At 60.3% G+C, this 14,954-nt stretch carries 18 protein-coding genes; 11 read left to right on the top strand and 7 right to left on the bottom strand.

Features of this window, described 5'->3' with window-relative positions:
* The first annotated feature begins 4 nt into the window (after nt 1-4).
* Both FGK64_RS14955 and FGK64_RS14950 read left to right on the top strand, forming a co-directional pair.
* Nucleotides 5-736, top strand: a complete 732-nt coding sequence (locus FGK64_RS14955) for a proteasome-type protease (RefSeq protein WP_138864638.1) — start codon at nt 5-7, stop codon at nt 734-736.
* A 118-nt stretch (nt 737-854) separates the two neighbouring features.
* A complete protein-coding gene (locus FGK64_RS14950; RefSeq protein WP_138864637.1) occupies nt 855-1,994 on the top strand; it encodes an AI-2E family transporter in 1,140 nt (379 codons plus the stop codon).
* Between the two features lie 58 nt (nt 1,995-2,052).
* Here FGK64_RS14950 and FGK64_RS14945 read toward each other — a convergent pair whose 3' ends face one another.
* From FGK64_RS14945 to FGK64_RS22190, 4 genes are read right to left on the bottom strand one after another with little or no spacing between them, the layout of a single operon-like run.
* Complete coding sequence (locus FGK64_RS14945; RefSeq protein WP_138864636.1) at nt 2,053-3,606, bottom strand: phospholipase D-like domain-containing protein; 1,554 nt, start codon at nt 3,604-3,606, stop codon at nt 2,053-2,055.
* Nucleotides 3,606-5,318, bottom strand: coding sequence for a sensor histidine kinase (locus FGK64_RS14940; protein ID WP_138864635.1), 1,713 nt, complete (start codon nt 5,316-5,318; stop codon nt 3,606-3,608). Before FGK64_RS14940 ends, FGK64_RS14945 begins: the two co-directional genes overlap by 1 nt.
* Entirely contained in the window at nt 5,315-5,872 is a 558-nt protein-coding gene (locus tag FGK64_RS14935; RefSeq protein ID WP_138864634.1) for an RNA polymerase sigma factor, read from the bottom strand. The genes FGK64_RS14940 and FGK64_RS14935 overlap by 4 nt, the downstream gene beginning before the upstream one ends.
* Nucleotides 5,869-6,033, bottom strand: coding sequence for a NepR family anti-sigma factor (locus FGK64_RS22190; protein WP_171054094.1), 165 nt, complete (start codon nt 6,031-6,033; stop codon nt 5,869-5,871). Before FGK64_RS22190 ends, FGK64_RS14935 begins: the two co-directional genes overlap by 4 nt.
* Nucleotides 6,034-6,141: 108 nt before the next feature.
* Between FGK64_RS22190 and FGK64_RS14930 the strand changes: the two genes are divergently transcribed.
* A complete protein-coding gene (locus FGK64_RS14930) occupies nt 6,142-6,954 on the top strand; it encodes a response regulator (RefSeq protein ID WP_138864633.1) in 813 nt (270 codons plus the stop codon).
* Between the two features lie 89 nt (nt 6,955-7,043).
* Here FGK64_RS14930 and FGK64_RS14925 read toward each other — a convergent pair whose 3' ends face one another.
* Entirely contained in the window at nt 7,044-7,208 is a 165-nt protein-coding gene (locus FGK64_RS14925; RefSeq protein ID WP_138864632.1) for a DUF1328 domain-containing protein, read from the bottom strand.
* Between the two features lie 209 nt (nt 7,209-7,417).
* On the opposite strand from FGK64_RS14925, the gene FGK64_RS14920 reads away from it, so the two are divergent.
* Both FGK64_RS14920 and FGK64_RS14915 read left to right on the top strand, forming a co-directional pair.
* Complete coding sequence (locus tag FGK64_RS14920; RefSeq protein ID WP_138864631.1) at nt 7,418-7,738, top strand: DUF883 family protein; 321 nt, start codon at nt 7,418-7,420, stop codon at nt 7,736-7,738.
* Nucleotide 7,739: 1 nt separating this feature from the next.
* Nucleotides 7,740-8,060, top strand: a complete 321-nt coding sequence (locus FGK64_RS14915) for a hypothetical protein (protein WP_138864630.1) — start codon at nt 7,740-7,742, stop codon at nt 8,058-8,060.
* On the opposite strand, the gene FGK64_RS14910 is transcribed toward FGK64_RS14915, so the two are convergent.
* Complete coding sequence (locus FGK64_RS14910; RefSeq protein WP_138864629.1) at nt 8,041-8,385, bottom strand: hypothetical protein; 345 nt, start codon at nt 8,383-8,385, stop codon at nt 8,041-8,043. The two genes, FGK64_RS14915 and FGK64_RS14910, sit on opposite strands and share 20 nt — an antisense overlap.
* 83 nt (nt 8,386-8,468) lie before the next feature.
* On the opposite strand from FGK64_RS14910, the gene FGK64_RS14905 reads away from it, so the two are divergent.
* The gene (locus FGK64_RS14905) at nt 8,469-9,197 is read left to right on the top strand and encodes a Crp/Fnr family transcriptional regulator (protein ID WP_138864628.1); all 729 of its coding nucleotides are present in this window, start codon (nt 8,469-8,471) and stop codon (nt 9,195-9,197) included.
* 82 nt (nt 9,198-9,279) lie between these two features.
* Here the strand turns inward: FGK64_RS14905 and FGK64_RS14900 are convergent, their stop codons facing one another.
* On the bottom strand, nt 9,280-9,471 hold the full coding sequence (locus FGK64_RS14900; protein ID WP_138864627.1) for a PLD nuclease N-terminal domain-containing protein: 192 nt from the start codon (nt 9,469-9,471) through the stop codon (nt 9,280-9,282).
* Nucleotides 9,472-9,819: 348 nt separating this feature from the next.
* On the opposite strand from FGK64_RS14900, the gene purU reads away from it, so the two are divergent.
* From purU to FGK64_RS14875, 5 genes are all read left to right on the top strand, one after another.
* Complete coding sequence (gene purU / locus FGK64_RS14895; RefSeq protein WP_138864626.1) at nt 9,820-10,704, top strand: formyltetrahydrofolate deformylase; 885 nt, start codon at nt 9,820-9,822, stop codon at nt 10,702-10,704.
* 534 nt (nt 10,705-11,238) lie between these two features.
* Entirely contained in the window at nt 11,239-11,817 is a 579-nt protein-coding gene (locus FGK64_RS14890; protein WP_138864625.1) for a thermostable hemolysin, read from the top strand.
* On the top strand, nt 11,814-13,250 hold the full coding sequence (locus FGK64_RS14885) for an AMP-binding protein (protein WP_138864624.1): 1,437 nt from the start codon (nt 11,814-11,816) through the stop codon (nt 13,248-13,250). Before FGK64_RS14890 ends, FGK64_RS14885 begins: the two co-directional genes overlap by 4 nt.
* Entirely contained in the window at nt 13,247-14,050 is an 804-nt protein-coding gene (locus tag FGK64_RS14880) for an SDR family NAD(P)-dependent oxidoreductase (protein WP_138864623.1), read from the top strand. The genes FGK64_RS14885 and FGK64_RS14880 overlap by 4 nt, the downstream gene beginning before the upstream one ends.
* A 3-nt stretch (nt 14,051-14,053) precedes the next feature.
* Nucleotides 14,054-14,914, top strand: a complete 861-nt coding sequence (locus FGK64_RS14875) for a TauD/TfdA family dioxygenase (protein ID WP_138864622.1) — start codon at nt 14,054-14,056, stop codon at nt 14,912-14,914.
* Nucleotides 14,915-14,954 lie beyond the last annotated feature (40 nt).

The following is a 14,954-nucleotide window of genomic DNA, read 5'->3' as shown; positions in this document are numbered from 1 at the left end:
GAACATGACATACTGCGTTGGTCTGACCCTGAACCGGGGTATCGTCTTCATGTCGGACACGCGCACGAACGCGGGTGTCGACAACTTTTCCACAACCCGTAAGATGTTCACCTTCTGCGAACCCGGCGAACGTTTGATCACCATCATGACCGCCGGCAATCTGGCGACCACGCAGACTGTCATCAGCCTGCTCGAAGAACGCTCAAAGGCCAGCGACGAACGCGACCCGACGATTCTGCAGGCTCCGTCAATGTTCCAGGTTGCGCGGCTGGTCGGGTCTACCCTGAAGGAAGTCATCAAGGACAGTTCGGCCAGCGGGCAGACGATGGATGCCAGCTTTCAGGCCACGCTGATCGTTGGCGGACAGGTGAAAGGCGGGCCGCCCCGCCTGTTCCTGATCTACCCCGAGGGCAATTTCATCGAAGCCACCGCCGATACGCCCTTCTTCCAGATCGGCGAAACCAAATACGGCAAGCCGATCCTTGTACGTACCTACGACCCGGAAATGGAATTTTCGGAAGCGGTGAAGCTGCTGCTGGTGTCCTTTGATTCGACGGTCAAGGCGAACCTGTCGGTGGGCCTGCCGTTCGATCTGCAACTTTACGAAGCCGACAGCTTTGCCAAGGGGCGCGAGTTGCGGATCGAGATGGACGATCCCCGCTATCAGGCCATTTCGAACGGCTGGGGCGACGCGCTGCGCGGCGCCTTTGACATGCTGCCGTCCTACGACGTGTGAAATCCCTGCAAGGGCGGAACCCGAAGCGCCCTGGCAACGTTCTCTGACAATGGCGGGCGGAAGTCCTGCTTGTCCGGTGCATTCCCACCGGCTCTGATCAGAGGGGCCATCATTTCAGATGAACACCACCGCCGCCAGCGTGCGCATTCCGCAACCGCAAGCCGAGCACCCCTTGATTGATCCTTCGGCACCCGAAATCCCACGCGATGAAAACTCGGATGGCCTGATCACCGGTGTCAGCGATACCAAACTTGCGCGGGTCGCAACGATTCTGATCGGCGTGGTTGTCCTTTTCGCCGTGCTGGATATGGCACAGGATTTCTTCGCACCCGTGGTGGCCGCGCTGGTGATGGGCATTGTTCTGTCGCCACTTACGCGCATCTGGGCGCGCTTGCACTTCCGCCCATCGCTGGCCGCGCTGGCCAGCCTTGTGGTGGTCATTCTGGTTCTGGCCGCGCTCGCCGTGGTTCTGGAACCCTATGTCACCTCGGCCATCGGGCGGGCCCCGACGATCTGGCGCGAACTGGAATCGGCTTTTCGCGGGGTGCTGGAAATGCTGCGCGGGTTGGACGAGATCACCGAAGACGTGGCAAAGACGGTGGCTGCCGACGGCGAACAGGCCGCAGCAGGTGCCGCCGGCGGCGCCGCCGCGGCAGAGGAAAAGGTTGTACCCAGCCTGACCGACGCGCTGTTCTATGCGCCGACGTTCCTTGCACAATTCATGATCTTCGCCGGGACGCTGTATTTCTTTCTGCTGGCAAAAGACGAAGTCTATCGCGCCATCGGCAATTCGCTGGAGCGGCTGACTTCGAACGATTTCGAGAAGGCCGAGCGGCGGGTGGCGAAGTACGTTCTCACCATCACCACCATCAATGCGGTCTTTGCGGTGATCGTCGCAAGTGTGATGCACGCGCTGGGGATGCCTGCCGCCCCCTTCTGGGGGTTGCTGGCCTTTGTGCTGAACTTCGTACTGTATCTGGGGCCCGTCTTCATGGCTGCCACCCTGCTTGTCAGTGGCATCGTCGTCTTTGACGGCGCCTACAGCGTTGCGCCCGCGTTTCTTTACATGGCGATGAATACGGTCGAAGGGCAGTTCGTGACGCCTGCGTTTGTCGGCCAACAGATGAAGCTGAGCCCGCTTCTGGTGTTCGTGTCGCTGGTGTTCTGGCTTTGGCTGTGGGGCCCGCTGGGCGGCATCATCGCAATTCCGCTGATGATCTGGACGATGACCATATCCAAAGGCGCACTGCGCGACTGAAGTCTGGCCAGGCACGCAAGGCCGGGATCTGCCATGCCCCCGGCCCGCGAGGCCGGGATCAGACCATTTCTTCGGGGATCACCGGGATATTGCGGCCGAACACACGGGCGCGGGTTTCGCGATAGGGCACAAGGAAACCCTTGCGGTCTTCCGGCCGGCGGCGCGTGTTTTCCGCCGCCAGTTCCGCCCAGGCCTGCTGCGCGCTGGCGTCTTCGAAAAAACGGTCCTCTGCCCCTTTTGGCAACCAGTGATCATAGCACGCGCGGCGCAGTTCAGAGATCTGGTCTGGCGCGGTCAGGCACACCCCGGTTTCCGTGTCCCAATACAGCGAGCGTCCGTTCAGATTGGCGGAAGACACGATCGCGCTGTCACCGTCAAATATCGACACCTTCGCGTGCAGATAGATCAGCGGTGCGCCGTGGGTCTGGCTGCGATCCATACGGCCACTGGGGCGATGCTGCGCGGGCGAACCGATGAACAGCCGGTCGCCAAAAGCCTTTCGGATCTTGCGCACGCACCGCCATTGCAAATATTCGCCATAGCGCGCATCGCCCGAGCTGGATTGCTCGAACGCCACATCGTCGGGCGCCGCGGGCAGGATCAGGATCAACCGCAGGTCGGGGTTGTCCCGCGCGGCCTGCGCAAGGCGTGCCGCCAGACGACGGTCGCGGAAATACTGGGTTTCCAGATAGATCAGCTTTTCCGCCCGATCGATCGCCTTCAGATGGGCCGCGTTTATCTCGGCCAGGCACCGTTTTGGCGACAGGCTGAGCAACTCAAATGACCGTTTGCGCGACAGCGTGCGCACAAGATGCGGCAGCGCCGGTACATCCCTGCGATTGGCCACAACGTCTTCAAAGCTGCGCAGATGTTCCAACGCATCCGCCACTGCCGGGCCTTCCACGATCACCTGCACGTCGTGCCATGTCTGCTCGGCGGCGCGTTCGTGTTCGGGCGTGTCATAGCGGCGTTCATTCAGATCCAGCCCGCCGACATACAAATAGCGTTCGTCGAAGACCGCCAATTTCTGGTGATGCGTCACGGGCACAAGCATCGGCACCGGGAACAGCCGCGCCGAGACCTTTTGACCGGCCCGGCTGAGTTGCCCGCGCAGGAAGGGCACTTCGAACAGGAAGCGGTCCAGCTTGTCTTTCAGCTTGTGATTGACGCGGCGGGCGGTTTTGGCGACTTCCATCACCGTGCGCGGCCAGAAGATCAGGCGCGGCAGTAATCCAACGCGCGCCGGGTGCATGGCGGACCGGGCAGACAGCAATTCAGGCCGCCCCGAGATCTCTCCGGCTGCAAACAGCGCCCGCAGGCAGCGCCACGTCAGACGGTGCAATTCAACCCGGATGACCGGATCGAAATCCGAAATCGAAATGTCGATCTTGACCCCGCGCGCCAGCGTATGCGCGATCAGATCGAACCAGGTTTCGCCAATCGCGCGGGCCTCGTCAGAATAAAGCGGGGTCCAGGGATCGAATATGCGGAACGCCATCACGATCTCGGACTGAGCCGCCAGAAACAGGCGTTCAAACTCGGGGAAGGCTTGCTGCGCGGTGATGCAGACCTTCAGTGACGTCACCCCAGAGGGATCGCCGGTCGGTGACATCAGTATGTCTCCGCCTGCGGCACGAAATCGGCTTCGTCGAAGCGTACCGTCAGGCTGTAGGTGTCGTCACTGCGGTCGGTTTCAAGATCGGCCCCCAACTGGATCGCGAAAGCGTTAATCAGCTTGGTGCCCATGCCTGTGCTCGGGCTGTCGGGCTCCCCGTTCCCCAGGGCGTTGACGATCCGGAACTCGCAGGTCTTGCCCTCGCGGGTCAGGCTGACGTCGATGACCTGTTTGCCCGAATCCCCCTGGCCATATTTCAGTGCGTTGGTCACCGCTTCGGATGCCAGAAGGGACATCGGAACCGCCTGATCCGGGTACAACATGACATCTTCGATATTCAGTGTCAGCGCGACTTCGTCGCCACTGATCTCTGCACCCTTTTCGACGATTTCGCGCAGCAGGTTGCCAACGTTGACCATGCCCGCCGTGTTGGCCTGATACAGATCGCGGTGGATCGTCGCGAGGCTGAGAACCCGGTCCTGCACACGGCGTAGAATATCGCGCGTGCCTTCGCTGGGCGTGTCGCGAATCTGCATGTTCAGAATCGACGAAATCAGCTGCAGGTTGTTCTTTACCCTGTGGTGAATCTCGCGGATCAACACGTTCTTCTCGCGCACTGCATTCTCCAGCCGCGCCTCGTCCTGCATGATCGAATACGCCATGGTATCGAAACTGCTTTGCATCTCGAACAGTTCCGCAGGCATGTCGCCACGTTTGGCGCCATCACCTGAAAGTGTCCGGTCGCGGGCAAAGCGCACCATCTGGCGGCGCAGGTTGCGAATGTGGCGGGTCACCAGACGGTGAATGGCGAACAGCACCACCAAAAGGCTGGTCAGCCACATCAGCATCGGAAACAGGATTGGCGGCAAACGGTCGCCCAGCTGATCGGCCACGCCCCGGCGGGCATCCCAGATCCCCAGAACGAACAGCTGGTTCGCCTCGATTGGAACCAGCGTATATATCCGCATCTCTCCGCCACGGCTATAGCCGGTAAATGCGCGCGCGCGTTCGTCCGTCAACCCGTGCAACGTCAGACCAGCGGGCAGTTCGCTCTCCAGTTTCTCGGCCGCTCCGACCTGTGTCAGCACTTCGCCGCTGTCATTGTAGGTGACCAGATCCAACAGCGCACGTTCGCGCACCTCGTCGACGGCCCGCAGTTTTTCAAGCGGAAGCGAAACCGAAACGCGCCCGGCAATCGCCTCGCCGTCGTAGTACGGCACAGACACCGAAATGATCGACACCTTGCTGATCGGGGCGCGTGTGTTGACGCGCACCACGGGGTCGCGCTGCATCATAAGCGTGCGTGCAGGTGAATCCTGAGAAAGCTCGAACGGCTGGCTCGCGGTGGAGCACAAAACCTGCCCATCGACGGGCAGAAGCCCCATGAAACTGAACCGGTCGGAATTTTCCGCAATGCCGCGAAGCCGCGCGGAACACGCCAGCGGATCGCGCGCAAGCTCGGTCGCGTAGGCCGCGATGGTATTGGCCGCGCCCATGGCTCGCTGGATCGCCAGACGTTCATTCAACGCCGAACGTTCGACCCGCGCCAGCAATGCCAGCTCGGAATTGCGCAACGTGTTCTGAGAAACCGCGCGGGTCTGGGTAATTGCGATCAGCCCAACCGGGAGCAGCGCCAGTGACATCATCACCAGCAGCCGCACATGGAGGCTGTTCCACCACCGTGCCCGATCATTCGTGTCGGATGTCACTGCAATCCGTTGCCTGCTCCGGCCACCACGGCCATGGTTGCCTGGTCGGTCAACTCGACCGGGCCTTCCTTGCCCAGTTCCAGAAGTTCGGCCAGCTTAGACCGCCCCCTGTTGGCACGGCTCTTGATCGTCCCGACCGCGACTCCGCACATGCCGGCCGCTTCTTCGTAGGAAAATCCCGAAGCCCCCACAAGGATCAATGCTTCGCGTTGTTCATCGGGCAGCGTTTCGAATGCTTTTTTGAAGTCGTTCAACTGCATACGCCCGTCATGGTCCGGCTTGACCGACAGCGAGGCCGTGAACACGCCATCCACATCGGCCACTTCGCGGTTCATCTTGCGTCGGCGACTGTAGTAAGTGTTGCGCAGAATGGTGAACAACCAGGCCCGCATGTTGGTGCCCGGCTTGAATTTCTCGATGTTGGTCCAAGCCTTCACCACGGTGTCCTGAACCATATCATCGGCCGTGGCACTGTTGCGGGTCAAACTCAGCGCGAACGCACGCAGGGCTGGAAGATGATCTACCAACCCGTCCCTAGGATCTTTCTCGGTCATTTCTGGGCTTTCCCCCCGGCATCCTGTGCCTTGAGCACCGCAAGCAAATCCTTGAACCTGTCAGGGAGCTCATCCTGAACCAGATCCGAGTAGACCAGCTTCAAATTCTGGTCGATGATTTCCTCGATGCGCGCCGCGTCCTCGTCTTTCCCGGTGGCCATCGCTTCTCTCTGATGTATGTTCAAACACGTAAAATGTGCATTCCGTCGGGAACCAAACGTCGCAGGCCTGCGTTAGGTTCCACGGAATACGACAAAAAGGCGATAAAAATGTCAAACACGCAAGCGACACCCGATCTTTCCGATCAGATCGCGGCCGAGCTTCCATACCTGCGTCGTTACGCCCGGGCATTGACCGGAAATCAGGACAGTGGCGACAAATACGCCGTGGCGACGTTGGAAACCATTCTTCAGGACCGGTCGATGTTCACCGAAGAGCATCCTGTTCGCGTCTCGCTATTCCGTTGCTTCCACGCCATCTGGACAAGTTCCGGTGCGCCGACAGCGGAAGCAGGCGACGGACTGAACGGGCGTGCGCAACAGCATCTGGCCGCGCTGCAAACCAACACGCGCGAGGCGCTGCTACTTGCCACGGTCGAAGAATTTTCCATCGCTGATATCGCAATTATCATGGATATCGACCGCGACGAAGTCCGCCATCTGATCGAGGTTGCCCGCACCGACATGCAGAATGCGATTTCGGGCAAGATCCTCGTGATCGAAGATGAGCCGATCATCGCCGCCGACATCAGCGCCATCGTCACAGAGCTGGGTCATTCGGTAACCGGCATTGGCCGCACGCACAAAAGCGCGGTGGAGATCGGGCAGAAGGTGCGCCCCGACATGATCCTGGCGGATATTCAGCTTGCCGATAATTCCTCGGGGATCGACGCCGTGAACGATCTGCTGAAACTGATCGGCGACGTTCCGGTAATCTTTATCACCGCCTTCCCAGAGCGGCTGCTGACGGGAGAACGCCCCGAACCCGCATTCCTGATTTCCAAACCCTACAAGGAAGATCAGGTCAAATCGGCCGTCAGCCAGGCAATGTTCTTTGCCTCGACAGAAACTTTGAAGGTCTGAGCCAGACACATCGCTGAATCGGCTCTAAAGAATACAAGAAAGCCCCGGTCAATCGACCGGGGCTTTTGCGTATCCACCTATCGTGTGCCCTAGCGTGAGCGCATGGCCCGCGCGATCAGCGCGATGGCAAAAAGCGCAAGGAAGATGAAGAACAGAATCTGCGCGATACCAGCCGAAGCGCTTGCGATGCCGCCAAATCCAAAGACAGCGGCGATGATGGCAACGACGAAGAAAATAAGAGCCCAGTGCAGCATTTTCATACCCTTTCCAAGATTTCACATATGGTGCGCCTGCTCGGCGCGATTGAATATGAAACGCGGAATTCCCTGAACTGGTTCCCGCCACGGCACGGGGCCGAGCGCGATCTCGGCGGGACCTTGCAATTTGCTTCCTACGTGGAACCAACAGCCCAAGCGAGCGTTTTACGTACAGACTAACGTACACAAACAGACAGGAGGCTTTTATGGCCAACGTCGCATCCACAATCCCCACCAATACGAAATCGAATGACGTCTCGGTCGACGACCTGAGCAAGCAGATCGCGACACTGCGCAAGGATCTTTCGAACCTGACATCGAGCGTTGCCGAATACGGTCGTGCCAAAACTGACGATCTCAAGACCGGCGCCATGGTCAAGGGCTCGGAAGCTGTGGACGAGGTTACAGCGCGCGCGCGCGAAGCGCAGGCACAGGCCAACCAGTTCATCACGACTCAGCCCGGCCTGGCCCTCGGTCTTGCCGCTGGCGCGGGCTTTCTTGTCGGACTTCTGACCAGCCGCCGCTGATATGTTCGCCAGCGTGAAATACGCCGCCGCTTCGGCGGCGCGAAAGGCAGCCCTGCTGACAGCGGGGCTGCTTCTGCTGGGCATCGGCTTGGGCTTCCTAACCGCCGCGATGTGGATTGTGTTGTCGCTCGCCTATGGCACGCTGACAGCCGCCGCCGTTCTGGGTGCTGGCTATTGCGGCCTGGGTTTCATCGTGCTGGCTCTTGCCAGTTCACCGCGCCGCCGCGCGGTCGTACCGCCTGCTCCGGTTCATAACCCCCTGATGGAGGCGTTTCTGGCCGGACTTCAGGCCGGAACCCGGCCTAGTCGGAGGAAAGTCTGAGCAATGCCGCGGCCAATGTCGACGATCCGAACGGACGCACCACGATGATGCAATTGGGCGGCAGGGCCGTCAGAGCCTCTTCGCTGTCGACAATCAGCACGACATGCTGTGAAATCTCGCCTATGGCAGAAAGTTCTTCCGGCTCGATCTCGGTAAGCGAAGACAGGCTGACAACTGCCGCCTGCGGGGTGCCCAACGACAGCACTCCGGTGCGCGCTTTCTGCACGGTTTCAAACACATGGACTGCCGCATTTTCGCGGTACTCGCGCAGCGCCTCGGAAATGTCGAGCGCGACGACTCGGTCTTTTTCGACCACGAAATACATGTACGTTCCCCACTATAAGTGATCCGCTTAGCAATCCGCGGGGCAGCTCGCTATAAACTATGACATAGAGAACGAGGCTCAGAATGGCCCAAAGTTGTGAGACCTGCCCGCTGCAAAAGCGCAGTATGTTCAAAGAGCTGACCCGCGATGAAATCCGGTTCATGAATCGATTCAAGGTGGGCGAACTGACAGTGGATCCGGGCACTCCGATCCTGATGGAAGGCAGCAACAGCCCGCAGCTTTACACCGTGTTTGACGGTATGGGCCTGCGCCACAAGTCCACGCCCAGCGGCGACCGGCAGGTGCTCAATTTCATCTTCCCCGGCGATTTCATCGGCCTGCAGGCCGGTATCATGGGCGAAATGGGACATTCGGTCGAGGCAACAACGCGAATGCGACTGTGTGTCTTTGACCGTTCGAATGTCTGGACCTTGTTCAAAAGCCACCCGGCGCGCGCCTACGATCTGACCTGGATTGCAGCAGTCGAGGAACATTTCATGGGCGAAACGCTTCTGACAATGGGCCAGCGCAGCGCAGAGGCCAAGATCGCCTGGGCGTTATTGCGGATTTTCCAGCGTGGTCGGGCCCTGGGACTGGTGCGCAATGATGCGATGCCCCTGCCCTATCGCCAACATGACCTGGCCGACGCTTTGGGCCTGTCGCTGGTGCACACAAACAAGACACTTGCGCGACTGCGGACGCGGCAGTTGCTGAACTGGAGCGAAGGCACGCTGACGGTGCATGATGTGAAGAAGCTGGCTGAGGTTGCAGAAGCCGAGCTCGAGCCCGAAATGCGCCGGCCAATCCTGTAGTCGGCGCGGCACGCCCTTTTCAAACGTGCAAAGGGCGGACCGAAAGGCCCGCCCTGCAATTTTGAAACCGTTTGGTGGTCGATTACGCGTGTCGTGCGGTCGATCGCGGCCCGGCAATAAGCCAGATCAGGAAGCCCACGACAGGCAGGATCAGGACAAGCAGACACCACAGTACCTTTTTGCCGGTGCTCGTTGACGACCCGATGATCGACACAAGTGCCCAGATGTCGAGCACCAGAATGATCAGACCGCCGATACCAGAAATTTCTAACATATTACGCTCCTGTTCTGGCGGGGTGCTGCGAAAACCGAGCCGTCGTCGGCCCTGCCACCCATCGCCTTGGATCTATTGACAAACAAACCCTCCAAGACCCCTGTGGTTCCATTCGCGCATCATTTTTGCGTGTGGCGTCCGTTGAGCGCGCGCTTCAGCGATGCCGTTGCTTTCTCTTAAGGTGGCGCAAACGCGCCGCGATTCGATGCAATCATGAGCTACGAGGGCGGAAACTGACCCTCTTGGCGCCGCGCGGTCTTGTTCCCGCAAGGCGCGCATCCGATACCGCATCACGCCCGGGCCCACACACAGGCCCGACCTTCCACGCCCAGAGACAAGGCGCCTTAGATGAACCGTTACTGCCTGACCGTCACCTGCCCTTCCACCGTCGGGATCGTCGCCGCGATTTCGACATTCCTTGCCGAACACGGTTGCAACATCACCGACAGCAGCCAGTTCGACGACATGGAGAACGGCCAGTTCTTCATGCGCACCAGCTTTCAGCTGGATGCTGGCCAGACCCCTGACTCGCTGACAGAAGCCTTCGCCGAAATCGCGAAACGGTTCGACATGGAATACGCCTTCCACGACGAAGCGCGAAAAATGAAGGTCGTCGTGATGGTCAGCCGCTTCGGTCACTGCCTGAACGATCTGCTGTACCGCTGGCGCATCGGCGCGCTGCCGATCGAAATCGTTGCCGTCATCTCGAACCACACCGACTATCAGAAGGTGGTGGTGAACCACGACATCCCGTTCCACTGCATCAAGGTCACGCCGGAAAACAAACCCGTGGCCGAGGCCGCAATCATGGATGTTGTCCGCGATACCGGGGCCGAACTGGTGGTATTGGCACGCTACATGCAGATTCTCAGCGACGAGATGTGCAAGCAGATGTCCGGCCGGATCATCAACATCCACCACTCGTTCCTGCCGTCCTTCAAGGGCGCGAACCCCTACAAGCAGGCATTCCAGCGTGGCGTCAAACTGATCGGGGCCACCTCGCATTACGTGACCGCCGATCTGGACGAAGGCCCGATCATCGAACAGGACATCGTGCGCGTGACTCACGCCCAAAGCGCGACGGATTACGTCAGCCTTGGGCGCGATGTCGAGGCGCAGGTACTGGCCCGCGCGGTCCACGCCCACGCCAACCGCCGCACCTTTTTGAACAAGGACAAGACGGTGGTATTCCCGGCCTCACCCGGGGCCTATTCTTCGGAAAAAATGGGTTAAACGGCTTTCATCTGCCGCCCCCAAGGGCCGGGTGCCTTGCGACCCGGCCTGCCAGGCCACCTGCGCGAAGGCTGGTTTGCAAAGATCAATCTGCCACGCCGACCCAGTATGACGCCGGTCCAAATCACACCATGGCCATACCGCGCCGATAGATCGCCCCATCAAGAAATCCGCTGCCGCCCGTCATCGGGCGCTGCGGCCCGAACGGTTCCGTCTTGGCGCGGCCCTAATAGTGTCGCTTAGCCGACGGCCAATCGTCACCCCGTAGGCTAGCGCCTCGTGCCAGTCCGCATTGTCGCCTGGCCTGACGTCAGCAACTGTCCCTGACGTTGACGCAACCGCAAGCTTCCGCAAACCGATGGCCAGATGCGTCGAGCGGACGCCAAGCAGTCAGGCAGTGTCGGCATAAACTATAGTCGTATATCGCCGATCACCGTCTTTCTGTGCCTTCAGTCCAATGGAATTTGAGACTACGACGCAGGACATCTTCGGAAATCGAGGCAAGAGCAGCCTCCTTTTGCGGAGAGCAACCAAATGAGAACGACCATTGTCGTGGACGACGATCCAGCAACCAAAAGCCTGTTCGAGCAGGCGTTGGAGCATATTGACCACGGCTACCGCACGGCCTTTTCGGCGGACACCCGTATTAGGCCCTCGCGCCTCGTGATCACGACAGCCCGTACTGGCGAGGTGGTTTGCGCCACGAGCATCCGGTGCCACGATGAAACCTTCTTCTCGCAGCAGTACCTTGACCTCCCGGTCAGCGAGTTGCTGTCTCGCCGGACCGGATTGGCGGTGGTGCCCGCAACGATCCTTGAAGTTGGGGGCTTCGCGTGCAGGTCGCCGTTTGCAGCCTATCCCACGCTGCGCGCGGTCTTTCAGTGGGGACGAGAACGCGGCATCGGCTGGGGGCTCTTCACCGCGACGACCGAGGTCCGTCGGCTGATCCAACGCGCGCGCATCAAGCCGCTCATGCTGGCACCGGCAGACCCCGGCCGAGTACAGGATCCGGGCCAATGGGGCGACTACTATAGCCATGATCCCTGGGTCTGCGCCTTTCGCGACCCGGTTCAGACGGCTGATCCCGCGATGCCGCGCGCGGAGACGGCATGATGACCGATCGTGTTTTCCGGGCATTGGCCCTGCATGCGCTGCAAACCCCGTTCAAGATCGCGTTGCGCTCTGGTGCAAGAACCATCTCATATTGCGCGCTGGCGGGGTTTCTCGCCGAAAGCGCCAAAGCACTGGCAAGTAGTCCTCGTGTTGTCGGGATAAGCTGCGACGATCCGCTGGAGGCCGCACTCGCAGATATCGCGCTGACCTTTTACGGCCACGTCGCGGTGCACGTTCCGCCGTTCTTCTCGCCCACCCAAAGGGCGCATATCGCAACGGCAGCGGAGATTGAGACCTTCATCGGCAGGTCTGACACGTTGGTGGCAACTGAATCTTTGCCACGTCCCGAGGCGTGCCCGCCGCTGGGCGATCCGCTGAACCTGCCTGTCGCTGGTGCGCGGCGGATCATATTCACATCGGGCTCATCCGGGACACCGAAAGGTGTGATTATCGGTGAACGCCAGATGGCCGCGGCTATTGCAGGGCTTGAGAAAGCTATTTCGCCGCGGTCGGACGATCGGCATCTTTCGCTTCTGCCGGTTGCGCAGTTGCTGGAACAGGTCGCTGGTCTGTACCTGCCACTTTTGGCCGGAGCCGAGGTCTGCTTCTGTCCCGAAGCGCTGACTGCTCTGTTTGGTGGACCGATGGAGCCGGTGATGGCGATGATGGAAGCCGCTCGGCCGACCACGACGATTCTCGTTCCGGCCCTGCTCGCCCGGATGGTGTCTGAACTGAAGTTAAAGAGGTGTAACGCTCCCGAAAGTCTGCGGCTTGTGGCCGTAGGCGGCGCAAAGACCTCTCCGGCGCTGCTGGCCGACGCCAAGGCCCACGGCCTGCACGTCTACGAGGGATACGGCCTTTCGGAATGTTGCTCGGTCGTATCAATGGCTCGACCAGGTAACCCCCAACCGGGAACTGTGGGCGAAATTCTGGACGGGGTCCGAGTGCGCATAGATGATGGCGAGATCGTCGTGTCCGGTCCAACCGTTATGGAGGGGTACATTGGGCAGACTCCGGTAAGCGGAGAATGGCGCACCGGCGATCTTGGCCGGATCGAAAATGGCCACCTGATCATAGAGGGCCGCAAGGACTGGCTGATCGTCACGCCGCAGGGGCGCAATATCAATCCCGAATGGGTCGAATCCTGCCTTTGCGCAGACCCGAATATTCCCGCTGCCGGGCTTCGCCTTGCAGAAGACGGCATGCTCGAGATCATCGCGGTCATCACGGCGCCGGTTGACCCGGCCCGAATTAAACACCTGCTCGCCAACCTGCCACAATATGCGCGACCGGTGCGAGTAGGATTCGCGCCAGCCTCGCATGAGGGGCTCGTGAAGCCTGGCGGCGGGATTGATCGGAGCCAGCTCGGCCATCTCTCGGCGTCTCTTCCCTTTCACTCTCTTTGCAATGAACGAAAGGAGCGGGTCGCATGACGATCAAGACACCCGTTGCCCTGATTACCGGAGCCGGTTCCGGTATCGGCCGCGCACTTGCCATCGAAGCCGTCGGTTCAGGGTATGACGTTGTCCTTGTCGGACGCAGAAGGGCGCAGCTTGAGGAAACGGCACAACTGCTGGAGGCCGGGAAGGTAAGGCTCGTCGCGGCCGATATCACCACGCCTGAAGGCCGCGCCGCAATCACAGCGGCGGCCGGGGACCGGCTGGATATGCTGGTGAACAATGCCGGCAGGTTGGCCGTCGGGCGCCTGACCGACCTCGGCGATGAAGAAATCGCGCGGACGGTTGGCACAAACCTGACAGCCACCATGCTGCTGACCCGCGATCTTGTCCCGGCGCTGTCAATGGCGCAGGGACGGATCGTAAACATCGGGTCGATGTTCGGGCTGATCGCCTTCCCCTATTTCACCGCATATTCGGCCACGAAATTTGCCCTTCGCGGCCTGTCGGACGCGCTGCGCCGTGAACTGTCGGAATTCGGCATCTCCGTTAGTTACGTCGCCCCCCGCGCGACGCGCACGCCAACACAAGAAGCCTTTGACCATCTGGTCGAGCCTTTCGGCATGGTGCTGGACGATCCCCAGCGCGTTGCCCGGCGCGCTTGGTCCGGCGTCATGGCGGGTAAAAACACGATCTATCCCGGTTTCGGCGAACGCCTCTTTGCAGGGATACAGGCACTGGCCCCTTCGCTCATCGACACCGCGCTGACCCACAAGGCCGGGACGGCCAGGGCGCAGGCCGCGCTCAATTCCTACACCAGACAGAAAGAAGCTTGATCCATGAGCTACAACATCATCCGCCCTACGACAGAGGGGCAATCCGTGACAGACCCGCTCGTCTTGACGCAGATCCGGGCGCACCTGAAAGAAAATGGCTGGACCCTGCTGCGTGGCTTTCGCCCCGATATGGCGGCGTTCAGCAGATTGACCACGGCGCTGTGCCGCAAGATAACGTTTGATCCGGCGCGAGAATACGGGGATGCCAATACCCAGAAAGTCGATGCCGGTATCGGTCCTATCGGCCTGCATACCGAGAATGGCAACACACCCGTTTGCCCCGATATCGTCGCCTTTTATAGCCCGGTCGCAGCGGTCGAGGGCTCGCAGACAACTGTATGCGACGGGCGCGAAGTCTTCGGCGCGATGAGTGACGTGCAAAAGGCCCGCTGGCAGCGCGACTTGATTGTGGAACGCTACCTGCCAGAACAGCTGTGGAAGCGATACCTGGCCAATGAACATCCTGCGATCTCGCATCCCGAAGAGGTCGCGCCGGAACACGTCGAACAGTTCCGTGCCGCAATCCCGAACCAGGAATTCGACATGCTGGAAGATGGCGGCATCAACTATCGCCTGACAGTGGCGCCGGTGCGCGGCTCTGCCCTGTCGGGCGGGCAGGGGTTTGCAAACGCAGTGCTTGGTCCATCGCACAATTATGCGCCGCCCCGCTATCGGTTCGGCGGCGCGGATATCGTCAACGAAGACGAGATCGAGGAGATACGTGCGCTGGCCGAGACCTGCACGCATGAGATCAATTGGCAGGATGGCGACATTGCCGTTCTGGACAACACGCGCGTCATGCACGGCCGTCGCGCCATCGTCGACACCAACCGGCAGCTTTTCATCGGCATGGGCAACCTCTGAGCTGTCTTGCCCGGTTCAACTCACCAATCCCACCAAACGA

This window comes from Arenibacterium halophilum (assembly GCF_005938225.1).
Taxonomy (GTDB): domain Bacteria; phylum Pseudomonadota; class Alphaproteobacteria; order Rhodobacterales; family Rhodobacteraceae; genus Arenibacterium; species Arenibacterium halophilum.
The sequence above is the reverse complement of the archived record's forward strand: the minus strand, read 5'-3'. Positions and strand labels throughout refer to the sequence as shown.